The sequence below is a fragment of the Streptococcus oralis subsp. oralis genome (assembly GCF_002096435.1).
Classification (GTDB): Bacteria; Bacillota; Bacilli; order Lactobacillales; family Streptococcaceae; genus Streptococcus; species Streptococcus oralis_AA.
In genome coordinates this window covers 348,103-365,512 of record NZ_NCUI01000025.1, presented here as the reverse complement: position 1 = coordinate 365,512, position 17,410 = coordinate 348,103, and the positions used below count along the sequence as shown (strand labels likewise).

General features: G+C 43.3%; 17 protein-coding genes and 1 other RNA gene. 2 read left to right on the top strand and 16 right to left on the bottom strand.

The window, feature by feature from the left end; genetic code table 11:
- Nucleotides 1–50: 50 nt before the first annotated feature.
- The 16 genes from B7723_RS08005 to B7723_RS07930 form a co-directional block, all read right to left on the bottom strand.
- Complete coding sequence (locus B7723_RS08005) at nt 51–707, bottom strand: DNA alkylation repair protein (protein WP_084849917.1); 657 nt, start codon at nt 705–707, stop codon at nt 51–53.
- On the bottom strand, nt 708–1,340 hold the full coding sequence (locus B7723_RS08000; protein ID WP_084849918.1) for a response regulator transcription factor: 633 nt from the start codon (nt 1,338–1,340) through the stop codon (nt 708–710).
- A gap of 10 nt (nt 1,341–1,350) precedes the next feature.
- Nucleotides 1,351–2,349 (bottom strand): envelope stress sensor histidine kinase LiaS, encoded by a 999-nt coding sequence (locus B7723_RS07995; RefSeq protein ID WP_084849919.1) that lies wholly within the window; start codon nt 2,347–2,349, stop codon nt 1,351–1,353.
- A complete protein-coding gene (gene liaF / locus B7723_RS07990) occupies nt 2,346–3,044 on the bottom strand; it encodes a cell wall-active antibiotics response protein LiaF (RefSeq protein WP_084849920.1) in 699 nt (232 codons plus the stop codon). The genes B7723_RS07995 and liaF overlap by 4 nt, the downstream gene beginning before the upstream one ends.
- A 166-nt stretch (nt 3,045–3,210) precedes the next feature.
- The gene (gene fni / locus B7723_RS07985) at nt 3,211–4,212 is read right to left on the bottom strand and encodes a type 2 isopentenyl-diphosphate Delta-isomerase (protein ID WP_084849921.1); all 1,002 of its coding nucleotides are present in this window, start codon (nt 4,210–4,212) and stop codon (nt 3,211–3,213) included.
- Nucleotides 4,196–5,203 carry a phosphomevalonate kinase gene (locus B7723_RS07980; RefSeq protein WP_084849922.1) on the bottom strand — a complete coding sequence of 336 codons (1,008 nt, stop codon included), beginning with the start codon at nt 5,201–5,203 and terminating at the stop codon, nt 4,196–4,198. Before B7723_RS07980 ends, fni begins: the two co-directional genes overlap by 17 nt.
- A complete protein-coding gene (gene mvaD / locus B7723_RS07975) occupies nt 5,190–6,143 on the bottom strand; it encodes a diphosphomevalonate decarboxylase (protein ID WP_084849923.1) in 954 nt (317 codons plus the stop codon). The genes B7723_RS07980 and mvaD overlap by 14 nt, the downstream gene beginning before the upstream one ends.
- A complete protein-coding gene (gene mvk, locus B7723_RS07970; protein ID WP_084849924.1) occupies nt 6,125–7,003 on the bottom strand; it encodes a mevalonate kinase in 879 nt (292 codons plus the stop codon). The genes mvaD and mvk overlap by 19 nt, the downstream gene beginning before the upstream one ends.
- A 117-nt stretch (nt 7,004–7,120) precedes the next feature.
- Entirely contained in the window at nt 7,121–8,158 is a 1,038-nt protein-coding gene (gene cbpF, locus B7723_RS07965; protein ID WP_084849925.1) for a choline-binding protein CbpF, read from the bottom strand.
- A 99-nt stretch (nt 8,159–8,257) separates the two neighbouring features.
- Nucleotides 8,258–8,947 (bottom strand): response regulator transcription factor, encoded by a 690-nt coding sequence (locus B7723_RS07960; RefSeq protein ID WP_084849926.1) that lies wholly within the window; start codon nt 8,945–8,947, stop codon nt 8,258–8,260.
- Between the two features lie 11 nt (nt 8,948–8,958).
- Nucleotides 8,959–10,383 carry an NADP-dependent phosphogluconate dehydrogenase gene (gene gndA / locus B7723_RS07955; RefSeq protein ID WP_061587344.1) on the bottom strand — a complete coding sequence of 475 codons (1,425 nt, stop codon included), beginning with the start codon at nt 10,381–10,383 and terminating at the stop codon, nt 8,959–8,961.
- A gap of 75 nt (nt 10,384–10,458) precedes the next feature.
- Nucleotides 10,459–11,904 (bottom strand): cell division site-positioning protein MapZ, encoded by a 1,446-nt coding sequence (gene mapZ / locus B7723_RS07950; protein ID WP_084849927.1) that lies wholly within the window; start codon nt 11,902–11,904, stop codon nt 10,459–10,461.
- A 12-nt stretch (nt 11,905–11,916) separates the two neighbouring features.
- Nucleotides 11,917–13,074 carry a THUMP domain-containing class I SAM-dependent RNA methyltransferase gene (locus B7723_RS07945; protein ID WP_061421382.1) on the bottom strand — a complete coding sequence of 386 codons (1,158 nt, stop codon included), beginning with the start codon at nt 13,072–13,074 and terminating at the stop codon, nt 11,917–11,919.
- 83 nt (nt 13,075–13,157) lie between these two features.
- Nucleotides 13,158–13,539, bottom strand: an RNA gene (rnpB, locus tag B7723_RS07940) — RNase P RNA component class B.
- A gap of 20 nt (nt 13,540–13,559) precedes the next feature.
- A complete protein-coding gene (gene gpsB, locus B7723_RS07935) occupies nt 13,560–13,889 on the bottom strand; it encodes a cell division regulator GpsB (protein WP_007518509.1) in 330 nt (109 codons plus the stop codon).
- Between the two features lie 69 nt (nt 13,890–13,958).
- On the bottom strand, nt 13,959–14,486 hold the full coding sequence (locus B7723_RS07930; protein WP_049504860.1) for a DUF1273 domain-containing protein: 528 nt from the start codon (nt 14,484–14,486) through the stop codon (nt 13,959–13,961).
- A gap of 66 nt (nt 14,487–14,552) precedes the next feature.
- Between B7723_RS07930 and recU the strand changes: the two genes are divergently transcribed.
- Together recU and pbp1a are read left to right on the top strand one after the other, a co-directional pair.
- Entirely contained in the window at nt 14,553–15,149 is a 597-nt protein-coding gene (gene recU / locus B7723_RS07925; RefSeq protein WP_000248756.1) for a Holliday junction resolvase RecU, read from the top strand.
- Entirely contained in the window at nt 15,146–17,314 is a 2,169-nt protein-coding gene (pbp1a, locus tag B7723_RS07920; RefSeq protein ID WP_084849928.1) for a penicillin-binding protein PBP1A, read from the top strand. The genes recU and pbp1a overlap by 4 nt, the downstream gene beginning before the upstream one ends.
- Nucleotides 17,315–17,410 lie beyond the last annotated feature (96 nt).

Sequence of the window (17,410 nt, the reverse complement as noted above, 5' to 3'; positions counted from 1 at the left end):
ACCATATAATAGCGATTTTTTTCAAGTAATGAATGCGCTTTTCAATAGTGCTAGAGGTACTTGCTCGCTTCCTTGATACTAAGTTCAGCCATTCTCTTCTTATTTTTTTCAATAAAACGTGCTACCCATTCGGGATTGGTTTTAGAGTAGTCTCTTAGAGCCCAGCCGATGGCTTTGTTGATGAAAAATTCTGTCTGGTCCAGATTGTTGAGCAGGATCTTTTCCATCAGTTGGACATTTGTTTTCTCTTTCCTTAACAACTGGTGGTCAATAGCAACTCGTCTCAGCCAGATATTGTCCGATAGACTCCATTTTAAAATCACTTCTTCAAGTTTCGGATGGTTAGCCACCAAACTCCCAACTACTCTATCTAGAATATCTACCGTGTCCCACCAAGACTTGGTCACGACCAGACGCTCAATCTTAGGCAAATCGTCCTTTGTTAGATATGACTGCATAGCTTTCAAATAGTTGGCAGCCACATACTGGTATTCTCTTGTCTCCTTTTCCCAGCAGATATCTACAAAATCCCAATCGATCATCTTTGTTTTTTTCGCGCTTGGAAAGTATTTTCTATAGAGCGCATTTCTTTCAGGACCTGCAATACCTAAAAAGGGAAATTGATGGCGCATATAGGCTTCCATTGGGCCTGCTTTATGCGGATCTTTTGCCGCTTCTAGCTCCTCAAGTAAATCTGCAAGACTCATCTAAAAGTCCTCCTGCCCGACCAAGTGGTGCTGGAAGGCATAGACCGCCGCCTGGGTGCGATCGCTGACCTCAAGTTTAGCAAGGATATTGGACACATGGGTCTTGACCGTCTTGAGAGAGATAAAGAGTTCATCTGCAATCCGCTGATTTTCGTAGCCCTTGGCGATGAGTTGAAGTACGTCTCGCTCACGAGCAGTCAGCTCCTCATGAAGTTCCATATGATTGCGGTGGTATTCGACCTTCTTGCTGACCTCTTGTTCAATGGCCAGCTCGCCAGTAGCCACCTTACGGACAGCATGGAGTAGTTCGTCTGCACTAGAGGTCTTGAGCATATAGCCTTTGGCGCCAGCATTCAAGACTGGCATGATTTTTTCATTGTCCAAGTATGAAGTCACAATCAAAATCTTGGCTTCAGGCCATTCTTTGAGGATGGCCAAGGTAGCATCAATCCCATTCATCTCAGGCATGACGATATCCATGACAATGACATCTGGACGCAGTTTCAAGGCCAAGTCAATACCTTGAGCCCCATTGGCAGCCTCGCCCACAACTTCCACATCGTCTTGGAGATCAAAATAGCTTTTCAAGCCCAATCGAACCATTTCATGGTCATCTACCAGTAAAATTTTCATCTCTACTCCTTTATGATTCCTTGTCTAGCAGGGGGATACGGATATCAACCGCCAGTCCTTGCTTAGGTGCTGTCAAGAGTTGAATGTTTCCTGCCATATCTTCGACCCGCTCCTTGATATTTCGCAGTCCATAACTCAAGTCATCTAAACTCCCCAACTGGAAACCAATTCCATTGTCCACCACCTTCAGCTGCAATTCTACCTCTGTCTGATAGAGGTAGACATCTAAGCAAGATGCCTGGGCATGGCGAAGGGTATTGCTGATCAACTCCTGAAGAATGCGGAAGATATGTTCTTCAATCTTCTTGGGCAATTTAGACACATTTTGCTTGAGACTAACCTTGAGATCACTCTTGTCCTCAAGCTCTTTTAAGAGGATTTGAATCCCCTCAACCAAACTCTTCTCTTCCAACTCAACAGGTCGCAAATGTAGGAGCAAGACCCGCAAATCTTTCTGGGCTGTTTCTAGGATGGCTGCGACGCTTTGCAACTGGGTCTGCATCTTTTCTCTATCCAGCTTCAAAGCCTGCTGACTGACACCTGATAAAATCATATGGGCCGCAAACAACTCCTGACTAACTGTATCGTGTAAGTCACGTGCAATCCGCTTCCGTTCTTTCTCGATGATTGCTTCTTCCTTGACCAGGCTTTGATTTTCAGCCTTTTGAACAGCTTCTGTCAAGAGATTGAGCTTGCCAGACAAGGACTTAAAACTGGCGTCCAAGTCTGGATCTGCAAAGGCAACCACCTCTTTTCCTGCTAGCAGTCGCTTGAGATTGACTTGCATTTTTCTGCGAGAAATTTCTTCCATCACGCGCCAAAAGAGGACAAAAAAGAAGGTCATGGAAAGGCTAAAGACCAAGATCAAGAAGATGAGTTTCTCTGTTTTCTCGATATCCTGTAGCAAATAGGACCAGCCTAATTCAAAAATATCAAGTAAACTATTAGTCAAAAAGAGGATAAAGAGGAAAGAAGTCAGGCCGATTAACAGATAGGATTGCTTTTTCATCCTCTGACCACCTCCACATCACCAACCATAGTAGTTAGGAAAATCTTGACGCTCTTGTTACTCTTGAGATAGTCTCTGGTTTCCTGATGATAGTGTTCATTTCGAAGGGCTCGCTTAGGTTGATGGAGGAAAGTAAGATCTCCATAAAGACAGTTAACACTGAGGCTGATTTCCACATCTACAGGTACGATAATCCTAGTCGTTCCGATCATCTTTCTAAGGATAATGACATTGTCATGATTGGTTAGGATAACTCTTTCTAAATGAATGGTGTCCTTGCCCATGAGGCGAAAGAGGTTGATATCGTCAAACTGGCAGGTCTGGTGACTAGAGAAATGATGGAGATTACCAAACCAAGGATTGCGTTCATTTTTAACCGTCACCACCTCTTCAAAGACCAAATCCGTATCCTCTCTTTCTTGATTCATCATCGGATAAAGAAGAAAGAGACTGTATATGACCGCTACAAAGATGGCTAAAATCACAAAGGGATTGAGCATGACGATGAAAAAGAAAAGAATGGTCGCCACAAGGAGGAAAACGTTGTTGCCCTCTTTACCTGTATAATAGCGGAGCAAAAGCAAAAAGAGGAATAGAATCAGCAGAAAACGCGAAAAATGCTCTGATACCATCAAAATCAGAGCTCCCGTCAATAGACAGGCTTCAGTAAATAAAAAGATTTGAAATTTTTTCATAGATGCATCCTCTCCCTTCTATTTTATCACAATTCAAAAAAGTCACCTCGGTCTGAGGATGGAAAAAGGCGATTGGACAGAAATCGCTCCTACAAGCTAGGTTCTTTCAGCTCACCACAGTTGACAAAAGGCTACAAAAAAGGGCGGGATTCTTGTCCCGACCTCTCTACATCTGATCTTTTGCTTCTTTTAGTTTACCGTAAAGAATATAGTCTACGTTTTGCAGATCCGCTATGGTGGCACAGTTAAGGGCACACATGATCAAGCGCAGATCTTCTTTCCAGTCTTGGACAATGCCAATCACTTCTTCGACTGTGTAGCTTTCAATCAACTCTAGAACGGTTCGAGACAATCCCACAGCCTTGGCACCAAAGACCAGGCACTTAATCATATCAAGAGGATTTCGAACCCCTCCGCTAACCAAAAGTTCGACCTTGTCTTTCCAGTCTTGGGCATTGAGAAGGGCTTGCATAGTAGACTGCCCCCATTGATTGAGGTAATCACGATGACCACTGCGACGATTTTCGATATAGGCAAAGCTAGTACCACCACGACCCGACAGGTCAACCGTTCGAACACCCAGTTCATAGGCTCTTTCGATAGTCTTCACATCCATCCCAAAGCCCACTTCCTTTAAAACGATTGGAACAGGGATCCGCTTGCTATAATCTGCTAGATGCGATTGCCAGCTTCTGAACTTTCTTTCTCCCTCTGGCATGAGCAATTCCTGCATGACATTGACATGCACTTGCAGGAGAAGAGGATTCATCGCTTCTACAGTCTGAAGTCCCAACTCAACAGGCTTGTCCAATCCAATATTGGTTCCAAGGAGGAGATTTGGATGGCTGGATTTGACAGAAAAAGAGTCATCTGTAGGATTTTTTAGGGCTGCGCTATAAGATCCCGTCACAAACAAAATCCCACAGGCTTCTGCCACCTGAGCCAGCTTTTGATTGATTTCTCTCCCCTTATCGCTCCCACCTGTCATGGCATTGATATAAAAAGGAAAGTTCCACTTGCGACCTGCAAATTCTGTAGACAAATCAATCTCATCCAGGTCATAAAGAGGCAGGGAAGAATGAATCAACTCCACCTCATCAAAGCTATTATAGGAACTTTTCTGCTCAAGGGCATAGCGGATATGCTCGTCCTTACGATTTGTCGTCATGTCCTATCCTTTCTTGGTATAAGAGCTCAATCCCCAGATCGGTCCAGCGATTTTTTAAGGTTTCAGTTGATTGCTCATCAAAACTCAAGGCAATGCCACAGTCACCACCACCAGCGCCACTACTCTTGGCAACAGCCTGCAAATCTTGACTGGCTTCTTTCAACTGTCTCAGCGAAGGTGTGTATATATCTAGGCTCAAGCCTTCTAAAAGCTGACTGGCTGTTTCCACCTGATCGATGATTTTTTCTGCATTCCCCTGCTCCAAGGCTTCTACCAAAGCAGATACCGTTGCTTTTGAGGAAGTTAAAAAATTCTGGCATATGTTTTGCTTGATTTGCTTAACCATTTGACTCGATACGGCCACTTGCTTGGTCCATCCCACTAGGAAATCACATTCTAGGCCCGGTTGCACTTGTGAGATAGAAAAGCCCCAGTCACGCTCCAAAACCGTCGCCAAGCTTTCTTCTTGCAACCAAGCAACCACCTTTTTGCGCTCAAATGACTGGTAGAGAACCAAATCCTCTGCAACGATACAGGCAAGGTCTCCCATAGAACCATTGTCTCCTCGCTTGAGTAAGACCGCGCTAGCCAGCTTGAACAAGAGCTCCTGATCAACCGTAATATCATATAGAGCCAGCAGGGCCTTGATCACCAAGACAACGACGCTACCACTAGAACCCAGACCAAACTTTTTGCCTTCCCGTTCCATTTTGCCACGGATTTCCAAAGAAAAAGGTCTCAAGGTTTGCCCACGATAAACGAGGAAATCTCCCACTAAAGCAATCGTTTCTTGAATCAAGCTGTAGTCAGGTTTTGGCGTCAAGTCCACTGCGAAATCAAACATATCTGAATAGATACGGTAGCTATCAGAAAAGGCAATCTTTCCCCTCATATAGATAGGTATCGCCTTTATCAAGGCCAACTGCCCTGGCTCTAAAATAGCATATTCACCTGCCCAATAGAGTTTTCCGCAAGTTTTAACAGCTATCATCTTGACTCAAATCCTTTGTTTTTGACACAATCAGGCGGTAACGTTGACCGAAGATTTCTGACAAATGCTCCAAGTCTTCTTCTTGACAGAGGACCTTGACATTGGGACCAGCATCCATGGTAAAGTAGCAGGCTTCTCCTTGCTCGCGAAGTTGACGGACAAAGTCCATCGCTTCATAGGACGCATCCGTCAGATATGAAAAGGCTGGCGATGCTGTTTTGGTCGTAGCGTGCATAGCAAGGGCATTTTTCTCCGTTAATTCCCCAACCTTTGCAAAATCATTCTCTTTGAGATAAACCAGCATCTCCTGATAATCCTTCTCAGACTGGCGCACCCAGTCGGCAAAAGTCGTCGAGGTTTCCACACAGAGTTTCATCCCGTCACGGCTAGAGATTGGTTTTTTCTTGTCCTCCAGCACCAACATAATCATAGCTAGTTTCAAATCTGTCTCTACAGGGTAAATCTCTCCACTATCCTTGTCCCAGGCACCTAGCGGTCCATAAAAACTGCGAGAGGAAGAACCTGAGGCAAACTTAGCCTCCTGCGTCAACTGGCTCCGATTCAAACCAAGCTGGAAATAAGCATTGCAGGCCTTGACCAAGGCGGACAAACCACTAGAACTAGAGGACAAGCCAGCCGCAGTCGGCATGTTGTTTTGGGTATCAATACGGACAAAGCCCTCACCTTCTGGACGGTATCGGTCGATGATTTTGCTCATTTTGGCATGCTCAGCCTCACTCTGAAGCTGACCATTGATATAAAAGGCATCAGCAGTCGCATCCGTCGGTAGAGGCGACAAAGTCGTCTCTGTGTACATATTTTCCAAAGTAAGAGAGATACTGCTAGTAGCAGGAACCATCTCTTTTTCTTTTTTCTTTCCCCAATATTTGATAATGGCAATATTTGCGTAGGAACGTACTGTTACAGGCTTTCGATCCATGTCTGAACAGCTCCTTTCTCTTCTAATCGTTTTGCTAGTTCTTGTGCTTGGTCCAGATTGGCTACCAAGGCGATAATACAGCCCCCAAGTCCACCACCACTCATCTTGGCTCCCAGAGCACCGTGTCTCATAGCTGTTTCAACGAGGGAATCTGCCTCAGGACTGCTGACACCAATTTCTTTTAAATGTAAATGCGCTTGACTAAGGATTTGTCCCAGTCTTTCAGCATCTTTTCGTCTAATCGCATCTTCTGCTTGCTGGGTCAATTCTCCCAAGGCATGCAAAAACGGTAGAGCATCCTTCCCCTTGCTTTGAACCACTTGGATGGCTTCACGAGTGTGGCCATACACACCTGTATCTGCAATCACCAAATAGGCAGATAGGTTCATCTCAAGTTCTGTAAAACCAACATTCTTGATAAAGCGAATGGGTTGGTCACTGAGACAGGTCTTGGCATCCAAACCACTCGGATTCATATGAGCAATCATCTCAGCCCGATTGACCAGAATTTCCAATACATCATGAGGCAGGTCGGCTTGATAGTAGTCAAAAACCGCACGAATGGCCGCTATGCTGATAGCCGCTGACGAACCCATTCCCCGTTTTTCAGGGATAGCCGAGTCAATCACACATCGAATGCAGGCTTCTTTAATCTCTAAATATTCTAACGAGGCATACACCGCCATGGACAAGGTATCCTCCTCATACAGACGCCACGGGCTTTCAGCAGGGACTACCTTACAAGTCACTTCCACCTCTAAGAGGGGTAGAGAAATAGCAGGATAGCCGTATACGACCGCATGCTCCCCTATTAAAATAATCTTACTATGTGCCTGACCGACACCAACTTTTTTTGTCATGTTTTCCTTTAACCAGACGGAAAGACCGTCTCATTTCATACAGTAGTATTTTCTCCTATCTATTTTATTATATTTTCACAAAAAAAGCGATTGTTTCCTTCACAATCGCTTCTTTCATTATTGGACCCATTCGCCATTATAGTTGACAGAATAACCATCTACGGTTGTATTCACTGCTAAAGCACCTGAGCTGTAAGCGTAGTACCATTTACCATTAACCTGGAACCAACCAGTCTTCATATCGCCATTACTTGCATTTAGATAATACCAAGTCGAACCTTCCTGATACCAGCCAGTCGCCATAGCTCCTGATGAACGGAGATAGTACCATTTGTTACCAAGGTATTGCCAGCCCGTTTTCATATCACCATTTGGTTCATCTAAATAATACCAAGTGGAGCCTTCCTGATACCAACCAGTTGCCATTGCACCTGATGAACGGAGGTAGTACCACTTATTGCCAAGATATTTCCAACCAGTTTGCATAATGCCAGTTTCTGGGTCTAGGTAGTACCATGGAGCCGCTTTTATTTCCTCTTCATCATATAGAAGAGAATAATCCTTGGCCCAACCACGCACTGGCTCCCCAACCGTTAAACTGTTGATACGAGCATCAAAGCCACCACTCTTCTGTAAATAATACCAATGCCCTTCGTCATAAATCCAACCGGTTTTTAAAGTGTGATAGCTACGCTGATCTTCAAAATAATAGACTCGTTTCTCTGCTGGGCTATCATATTGTTCCCCATGATGTTTGTTGGTATTTGTAGCAGTTTTTGCTTCTAAAACTTGCTTGCCAACAAATTCTTGTAGTACCCCATCTTGACCAAAGTAATACCATTTTGGCATTGGCATATATTCTAATCTTAAACCATTTGGGTAAGGACCAATTGTACTACCTTTAGATGGAAACGGGATATATTGCCAGCCGACAACCATCTCTCCTGATACATGATCAAAATAATAGGTCTTGCCATCAATCACTCGCCAGGCGGTTTCTTTGATCTCACCCTTCTTGTAGTAGGTTCTACTATTTTCTTGGACAAATTGCCAGCCTTCTGAATCAGCATCATCCGCCAATACTACACTTGTCGCTAGCAAACCAAAGAAAAAGACTGCTAGAACAACTTGCAACATTTTTTTCAAAAATTTCATTAGATCTTTCCTCCATAACTGATTGTAGCAAAGACTTTATTGTATGTCAATATATAGAAATTTCTCAAAAAAAGCAGTTACACAACTGCAACTGCTTTTCTATTCTTGCATGGTGTACCCAACACCACGCACGGTTTTAATGTAGCTTTTTTGACCTTTTACATCAAGCTTGCTACGTAGATAACGGATATAAACATCCACGATATTGGTTTCTGTCGCACTTTCGTACTTCCAAACACTTTCCAACAACTGCTCACGAGTCAAGACCTTCTTGCTTCCCATGAGAGTGGCCAAAAGGTCATACTCACGGCGCGTCAGAGCAATCATCTCCTCGCCACGATAAACGGTATGATGTTCTACATCCATACGCAAATTGCGGTAAGACGTTGGGACCTTCATCTGACTACAGTGTTGGTCGATAAAGTCCCGACCTCGGAAAATCGCTGAAATACGAGCCACCAGCTGATCAATAATCACTGGCTTATAGATGTAAGAAACGGCGAAGCGCTGGATTGTCTCAATCTGGTCTTGCAATTCTTCGCGATGGTCTAAGACCATAATCACTGAGGCTGGTTTTGTCCGACTTAGCCTCTCTGCAAAATCCTGGGCCGTCATATCCCCCAGACGAGCATTCAGTAAAATCAAGTCATAATCTGTCTGGAGAGCCATGGAGATGGCTTTTTGTCCCTCCTCTACCAGATCAACACGATATTGCTCTTTTTGGAGTTCCAGACTGAGAAAATGAGCGAGATTTCGTTCTTTCTCAAGTAATAAAATCCGTTTCCCCATGGCAGACCTACTTATTTTTCGTCATACCAAGAGTAGTGGAATGTTCCTTCTTTGTCTTTACGTTGGTAAGTGTGGGCACCAAAGTAGTCACGTTGCGCTTGGATCAAGTTAGCAGGAAGGTCAGCTGAACGGTAACTATCAAAGTAAGTAATGGCTGCTGAGAAGGTTGGCACTGGTACACCAGCTTGAACAGCAAGAGCTACGATATCACGAACTGCTTGTTGGTACTTGGCAGTGACATCCAAGAAGTATTCATCCAAGAGAAGGTTTGCAAGGTCTGCATCACGGTTGTAGGCATCTGTAATCTTTTGCAAGAAACGAGAACGGATGATACAGCCATCACGCCAGATAGATGCGATGTCCGCAAATGGCAAGTTCCAGTTATTTTCTTTAGAAGCTACACGCAATTGTGCGAAACCTTGTGCGTATGAAATGATTTTTGAGAAGTAAAGGGCTTGACGAATCTTTTCGATCAACTCAGCCTTGTCTCCTTCAAATTTGAAAGTAGCTGGTTTTGGAAGGACCTTGCTAGCATGTACACGCTCTTCTTTGTATGTAGAGATGTAGCGAGCAAATACTGACTCCGTAATCAGTGACAATGGCACACCAAGGTCAAGAGCTGATTGGCTAGTCCATTTACCAGTTCCTTTGTTTCCTGCAGCATCCAAGATGTAGTCTACGATTGGTCCATCTTGGCCTTCATCATCTTTACGGCTCAAGATATCAGCTGTGATTTCGATCAAGTAGCTATCCAATTCACCCTTGTTCCACTCAGTAAAGATTTCAGCCATGTCTTCTGCAGAAAGGCCAAGCAAGTGTTGCATCAAGTCATAGCTTTCTGCGATCAATTGCATGTCACCATACTCGATACCGTTGTGGACCATTTTTACATAGTGACCAGCTCCATCAGGACCGATGTAAGTCACACATGGTTTGCCATCTTCTGGTGCTTTAGCTGAGATTTCTTCGAGAACATCCGCAACCAATTCGTAGGCTTCTTTTTGTCCACCAGGCATGATAGAAGGCCCTTCAAGGGCACCTTTTTCACCACCAGAAACTCCTGTACCGATAAAGTTGATACCTGAGTTTGCTAGTTCTTCGTTACGACGGATGGTATCTTTGTAGAAAGTGTTTCCTCCATCAATCAATATATCTCCCTTGTCGAGGTGGGGAAGAAGAGCTTGGATAGTTGCGTCTGTACCAGGTCCAGCTTGAACCATCAGCATGATACGACGAGGTTTTTCGATTGAGTTTACAAAGCTTTCAACGTCATAGCTTGGCACAAAGTTCTTTTCAGGATGGCAAGCAATTACGTCTTCTGTTTTTTCTTTACTACGGTTGTAAATGGCAACTGTATAACCACGAGATTCGATATTTAGGGCAAGGTTACGACCCATTACGGCCATACCAACGACACCAAAGTTAGCTTTTGTCATGTGACACTCCTCTTGTTTAATATGTTTTATTTTATCATTTTTACCTATGAAAGGAAAGAATTTTGTAACGGAGTCCTAATAGTCCAAGTCATCTGCATGACCAGAACCATTCCCTACAAAGTAACCTGTCTTACAGTTGAGGGTGAAGAGATAGGTTCCATCTGGTTTATAGAGGTTGTAATAACCATTTCCGTTTACGATATTGACACGTTCTAGGATATATTGATTTCCAGTGATATAGCCACGAGCACGTGATGTTGCTAGAACTTGTTCCAATACACCATCCGCAAAGGTCCAAGCAGGGTTGTTGCTATCGTCTACAGCTGATTGGTTGTAAGGTACACGACTAGCACTTCTTTGAAGATTAACCCCATCGCCAGACAAACCACCATTTGTGTCTCTAGCTGGTGCCGCGGTGCTTGTTGAAGGTGTCGTACTGCTTGCATTGCTCTCTGTAGCTGAACTTGAGCTTGCTTGACTCGTGCTAGAGCTCGAACTTGAGCTGGAAGCACTGGTTTGTTGACTCTTTCCAAGACTAATGGCCTTATCCAAGAGTTTGTCTAGTTCTGTGTTCCCTGTCTTGATTTCTGTAAATTTAGCATCCGCCTTGGCCTTAGCATTAGTATCCAAGACTCCGTCCGTAATAGCTGGACTTTCAAAGAGGGCATTAACATCTTGAATAGCCTTGATTTGAGTTGCTAGGCTATCATATCTTGACTTAGCTAGTGTATAATCACGGCTACCTTCTAACTTATCTAGCAAGGTTTTCAGTTGGCTCAATTTATCAAACTGGCTGTTTTTCAGAGCTGTCTTATTAGCATCTGTATAGAAAGTATCATAGAGATCATTGAAGTCTTTCAAAGCTGTTTGTGTCCCTTGATCATCCGAAGAAGCTGCTTGAGAAGACTGGATTTCTTGGTTTGAACGAGATACTTGACTGTAGACATAATATGTTCCAGCAAGCACAAGGATTGCAGCTACTACCGAAGCAATGATGATGACACCTTTCTTCTTAGAGCCTGTTTCAGGTTCTGTTTGAGCCGAACGTGATAGAGGTGTATAGGTCTCCTCTTCTTGTTCCTCATTTATTTCCTTGGGCTCTGTTTCTATTAAAACGAGAGGCTCTATTTCAGCATTTTCTTCATCTTGAAGTGGGGGAACAAACTGAGTAGTCTCATCATTTTCTATCTCTTCAATAGATTCCTCAGCAACCACGTCTGAATCGTCTACCTGATCAGAAGGTTCATTTGATTCACGAACTTCTTGGATCATTTCCTCTAGGTTTTGAGTAGAAGCTAGCTCTTCTTTTTTAAACTGACGAGTTTCAAACTTGTCGGCTTCGATTTCTTCACGGTGCTGTTTGATGTATTTGTCTAAGATACTGTCCTCAGGCAATACTCCTGCTTCGACCTCTTCATTCTTACGAATGACTTGACCAACAGTCAAGTCTTTTGCTTCGTCAAAGTCGAATTGTGGTTCTTGATGTCCTTTTTTATGACGATCACGTCTTTTCTTACTCATGAGTTCACCTTTCTATTTTACCTCTTGGCGTTTGACACGCTGACCAAAGTATTGATACAAATCCACTTTTAAGGTCCCGTTATAGAGTTTTCGCTTTTTATCAGCTGGACTTCCGTACTTGCTTTCAAAAGCTTCGTCACTCGTCAGGATAAACTTACTCCACGTTTTCAGTGGTGCAAAGACTTGTCCCATCTCAGCATAGAGCTTGGTAACTCCTGCATCATCAGACAAACGTTCCCCATATGGTGGATTGGAAATGATAACGCCATTAATCTTGTCTGTGCGCAAGTCCTGTACCCGCATTTGCTTAAAGGTGATATCACCTGCGACGCCTGCTGCTTGAGCATTTGCCTTAGCAATTTCCACCATGCGAGCATCGATATCACAGCCCATAATGTCCAGCTCAAGTTCACGATCCATTTTCTTAGCCGCCTCTGTGCGAACTTCTTGGATTAACCGATCGCTGACCCAGTTCCATCCCTCAAAAGCAAAGGAACGGCGAAGGCCTGGAGCCATTTTTCTGGCAATCATAGCCGCCTCGATACAGAAAGTTCCTGAACCACAGGTCGGATCAATCAAGGGCTTGTCTGGATACCAGTTAGAGAGTTGTAAAATGGCCGCTGCCATATTTTCCTTGATAGGAGCTCCACCCTTTTCCGTACGATAACCGCGTTTAAAAAGGCTAGAACCTGTAGTATCAATCATGACGGTTGCCACATCTTTCAGGATAGATACCTCAATCTTAAACTCGGGACCAGTTTCCATCAAGGGAACTCCTTCTGGGCGGGCATAGTGTTTTTGTAATTTCTTCACAACAGCCTTCTTAGAGATAGCCTGAACACTAGGCTCGTTATGAAGTTTAGACTTCACACATTTTGCCTTTGATATCGGGAAACGTGCTCCTAACGGAAGATAGTTTTCCCAATCTAGAGCAAAAACACCTTGAAAAAGCTCTTCAAAAGTCTTAGCTGGAAAACTTCCGACTACAATCTTGATGCGATCCGCCGCGCGAAGCCAAAGGTTGGTCTCGATGATTGCCTTCACATCTCCTTGAAAGCGGACACGCCCATTTTCAACCTGGCAATCATAACCAAGGTCTCGCACCTCACGTCCAACGACAGCCTCAAGACCCGCCGCAGCAGTTGCGATTAAATTAAATTGTTCTTTCATTTCTAGTCTTGCAAGACCTTTCTCTTGTTCACTTTAAAAAATGAGGTTGAGAAAGATTTCTCAGCCCCAACCTATATGCAATTTTCTATAAGCCATGTTTTGTTCCAGAAGTGACTAGGACCACTTCCTTCGATAATCATCTGTCTACCGCTAACAGCATAAATCTGCTAGCAGTCAGAGTACTACGTTCGTTTCCGTGCACTCCATGCCCCGACCAAAATTTGGGTTGCTAGCTTGAGGGGTTTACCGCGTTCCACTCTCTCTGTTTCCAGAAAGACTCCGTCACTGTGGCACTTTCAAGCCTATTCTGACCTATCCGAAGACTTAGCCATTTCGACTGCCGTAACGATTTCTCGTCCCTAGGCTTATGGATTCGCCTAGCACAAACACTACAGGCATCACAGCCTGTGCTAGCATGGACTTTCCTCATGAAAAGAGAACCTCTTCACGCGATTATCCAAAAATTGCACTCATTCCTTAGTCAATTATAAATCTTGGTTGTCTAAGATTTGCTTACCAAATACTTCTTTTTCGAGACGATTTAAGCGTTTCAAAATATCAAAGTTTGTCATTGAAGTAGAAGCTGTTACTTCAATAGAGTCTGGTTGAGTTGGAGCCACCTGCGGTTTACGAGATAATTCTTCCTTCAAATCAGCAATCTCTTGACGAAGGGATTTGACCAAAGCTGCGTAGGTTTCATAATCCTTAATCACATCATCTAGGAATTCATCTACCTCTGCTTTGCTGTATCCACGTACTTCACGTCCAAATTCTTGTTCAAAAATATCTTTCGCTGAAAATATAATACTTGCCATGTCTCTCTCCATTCTGGGTTACTAGTATTATTATATAAAAAAAGACAAGTAAAAATCAAGGTCAAAGGCTTACTTTTCAGAAAAATTTTCTACTATTTCATTCAAGTCCTCAAATGTTAATCTTCTTGTAACATAGTCCGCTTGATTTTTCATCATTTGGTAAAAATATCGTAACTTGGTTTCGTTTTCTTCGTCGTAAAAAAGGTAACAAGTATCTGTATTTTCCAGCAGAAATTTCTGATAATCGCGTAGTTGTCCCTTGTGCTCATATTGTGGATAGGCGTATTTGACAAAATCAACCTGCTTGAACTCACTCAATTTCGCTTGATTTGCTTCATTCCAATTACTGCCATGGGTTTCAAAATCAAAAATGGTCGCCAGCTGAAATCCATAATCTGCTTTCATTTCTTTCGCTACCTGAAGCGCCCAGTACTCAAAGCCCAAAGTCCCTGTAAAGACAAGCCATGTCACCCCATCCTCAGCTAGACGTTCCAGGTCTCTCCGAATGGCTGTTTTAATAATATCAACGCGAATATCCTTGTCATTAAAGAGACCAAGGTCGAAGGCTGAATAGCCTAAAATCAAGGCTGATGTCATTTTTAACCCTTTCTTTGTAAATTTATGATATAATAGAGTGATGTTATTGTACCAATAAGGAGAATTATGGTCAACTATCCACATAAAATTTCATCTCAAAAGAGGCAAGCACCCCTGTCACAAACTAAAAATTTCGCAAATCGGGGAATGTCTTTTGAAAAGATGATCAATGCTACGAACGACTACTATTTGTCGCATGGGTTAGCTGTTATTCACAAGAAACCGACTCCCATCCAAATCGTACGTGTCGACTATCCCCAAAGAAGTCGTGCCAAGATCGTTGAAGCCTACTTTAGACAAGCCTCAACTACTGACTATTCAGGGGTTTATGATGGATACTACATCGACTTTGAAGCAAAGGAAACCAGGCAAAAACATGCAATACCGATGAAGAATTTTCATCTCCATCAGATCCAGCATATGGAACAAGTCCTTGCCCAGCAAGGAATCTGCTTTGTACTCCTTCACTTTTCTTCTCAGCAAGAAACCTACTTATTACCGGCTATTGACTTGATCCGTTTCTATCATCAGGATAAGGGACAGAAGTCAATGCCACTTGGATATATTCGAGAAAATGGATATAGGATTGAGCCTGGTGCCTTTCCTCAAATTCCCTATCTCGACATTATCAAAGAACATTTACTAGGTGGTAAAACAAGATGAACAAACAAACTTTTCTGCGAATAGCTAAGTATGTCAGTATCAGTCTCTTAACTGTATTTATCGCAGCTGTAATGCTAGGTGGAGGTCTCTTCCTCTACTATGTTAACAAGGCTCCCGAACTTTCTGAAAGTAAACTAGTCGCTACAACGTCAAGTAAGATCTATGATAGCAATGACGAGCTTATCGCTGATCTTGGATCGGAACGTCGGGTCAATGCCCAAGCAAACGAAATACCGACCGATTTGGTCAACGCTATTGTTTCGATTGAGGACCATCGCTTCTTTAATCACCGAGGAATCGACACGATCCGTATCCTAGGTGCTACCCTCCGAAACCTTCGTGGTGGTGGAGGTCTGCAAGGAGCTTCCACCTTGACACAGCAGTTGATTAAATTAACTTACTTCTCTACGTCAACTTCTGATCAGACTCTTTCTCGTAAGGCCCAGGAAGCTTGGTTAGCTGTTCAGCTAGAACAAAAAGCGACTAAACAAGAGATCTTGACCTACTACATCAACAAGGTTTACATGTCAAACGGTAACTACGGAATGCAGACAGCTGCCCAAAGTTACTATGGCAAGGATCTCAAAGATTTAAGTATTCCTCAACTGGCTCTCCTTGCTGGTATGCCTCAGGCTCCAAACCAGTATGATCCATACTCGCATCCAGAAGCCGCTCAAGAACGTCGTAATCTCGTCCTCTCTGAGATGAAGGGGCAAGGTTACATTTCAGCTGAGCAATATGAAAAAGCGATTAATACTCCGATTACAGATGGACTTCAAAGTCTAAAATCGGCTAATAGTTATCCTCCATACATGGACAACTATCTCAAAGAGGTAATCGATCAAGTCGAACAAGAAACAGGCTACAACCTCTTAACAACTGGTATGGACGTCTACACCAACGTTGATCCTAAAGTTCAACAACATCTCTGGGATATCTACAATACCGACGAGTATGTCAACTATCCTGATGATGAAATGCAAGTAGCTTCAACGATTGTGGATGTGACAAATGGGAAAGTTATTGCTCAGTTAGGTTCTCGTCACCAATCAAGCAATGTTTCCTTCGGAATCAACCAAGCTGTTGAAACCAACCGTGACTGGGGTTCTACCATGAAGCCGATCACAGACTATGCTCCTGCCTTGGAGTATGACATCTACGACTCAACTGCTTCGATTGTACATGATGTTCCATACAACTATCCTGGAACAGATACCCCTGTTTACAACTGGGATAGAAGTTATTTTGGAAACATCACCATCCAATATGCGCTCCAACAATCACGGAACGTTACAGCCGTAGAAACCTTGAACAAAGTCGGTTTAGATAGAGCCAAGACCTTCCTAAATGGAATCGGTATTGACTATCCAGATATGCATTATGCCAACGCGATTTCAAGTAATACGACTGAGTCAAACAAAAAGTACGGAGCAAGTAGTGAGAAAATGGCTGCTGCTTACGCTGCTTTTGCTAACGGTGGTATCTACCATAAACCAATGTATATCAATAAAATCGTCTTTAGCGATGGTAGCTCAAAAGAATACGCTGATCCTGGTACTCGTGCCATGAAAGAGACGACCGCCTATATGATGACAGAAATGATGAAGACTGTCTTGGCATACGGAACGGGTCGTGGTGCTTATCTCCCTTGGCTACCTCAAGCTGGTAAGACTGGTACATCAAACTATACAGATGATGAAATTGAAAACTACATCAAAAATACTGGTTATGTAGCTCCAGACGAAATGTTTGTTGGTTATACTCGCAAATATTCAATGGCTGTGTGGACAGGTTACTCAAACCGCCTTACTCCTATCGTTGGTGATGGCTTCTATGTTGCAGCTAAGGTTTACCGTTCAATGATGACTTATCTGTCTGAGGATAACAACCCTGGCGACTGGACTATGCCAGAAGGTCTCTATCGAAGTGGTGAGTTCGTCTTTAAAAACGGTGCTCGTTCTGCATGGACTGCTCCTGCTCCGCAACAGGCTCCAACACCTGAAAGTTCGAGCTCGACATCAGAAAGTTCAACTTCACAGTCAAGCTCATCTACTCCAAGCACGAATAATAGTGCAAACAATAATACCAATAGCCAGCAACCAAATACAACGCCTGGTCAACAAAACCAGAACCAAAATCAGAATCCTCAACCAGCACAACCATAACATTTATCACCCAGAAAAATCTGGGTGATTTTTTCATAGCACTATTGCATCTATCTGCTTAACAAAAGCCTGAGAAGACATCTTCTCAGGCTTTTT

Coding starts and splice junctions, on each gene's coding strand:
- B7723_RS08005 (WP_084849917.1), bottom strand. CDS start 707: ATGAGTCTTGCAGATTTACTTGAGGAGCTAGAAGCGGCAAAAGATCCG.
- B7723_RS08000 (WP_084849918.1), bottom strand. CDS start 1,340: ATGAAAATTTTACTGGTAGATGACCATGAAATGGTTCGATTGGGCTTG.
- B7723_RS07995 (WP_084849919.1), bottom strand. CDS start 2,349: ATGAAAAAGCAATCCTATCTGTTAATCGGCCTGACTTCTTTCCTCTTT.
- liaF (WP_084849920.1), bottom strand. CDS start 3,044: ATGAAAAAATTTCAAATCTTTTTATTTACTGAAGCCTGTCTATTGACG.
- fni (WP_084849921.1), bottom strand. CDS start 4,212: ATGACGACAAATCGTAAGGACGAGCATATCCGCTATGCCCTTGAGCAG.
- B7723_RS07980 (WP_084849922.1), bottom strand. CDS start 5,203: ATGATAGCTGTTAAAACTTGCGGAAAACTCTATTGGGCAGGTGAATAT.
- mvaD (WP_084849923.1), bottom strand. CDS start 6,143: ATGGATCGAAAGCCTGTAACAGTACGTTCCTACGCAAATATTGCCATT.
- mvk (WP_084849924.1), bottom strand. CDS start 7,003: ATGACAAAAAAAGTTGGTGTCGGTCAGGCACATAGTAAGATTATTTTA.
- cbpF (WP_084849925.1), bottom strand. CDS start 8,158: ATGAAATTTTTGAAAAAAATGTTGCAAGTTGTTCTAGCAGTCTTTTTC.
- B7723_RS07960 (WP_084849926.1), bottom strand. CDS start 8,947: ATGGGGAAACGGATTTTATTACTTGAGAAAGAACGAAATCTCGCTCAT.
- gndA (WP_061587344.1), bottom strand. CDS start 10,383: ATGACAAAAGCTAACTTTGGTGTCGTTGGTATGGCCGTAATGGGTCGT.
- mapZ (WP_084849927.1), bottom strand. CDS start 11,904: ATGAGTAAGAAAAGACGTGATCGTCATAAAAAAGGACATCAAGAACCA.
- B7723_RS07945 (WP_061421382.1), bottom strand. CDS start 13,074: ATGAAAGAACAATTTAATTTAATCGCAACTGCTGCGGCGGGTCTTGAG.
- gpsB (WP_007518509.1), bottom strand. CDS start 13,889: ATGGCAAGTATTATATTTTCAGCGAAAGATATTTTTGAACAAGAATTT.
- B7723_RS07930 (WP_049504860.1), bottom strand. CDS start 14,486: ATGACATCAGCCTTGATTTTAGGCTATTCAGCCTTCGACCTTGGTCTC.
- recU (WP_000248756.1), top strand. CDS start 14,553: ATGGTCAACTATCCACATAAAATTTCATCTCAAAAGAGGCAAGCACCC.
- pbp1a (WP_084849928.1), top strand. CDS start 15,146: ATGAACAAACAAACTTTTCTGCGAATAGCTAAGTATGTCAGTATCAGT.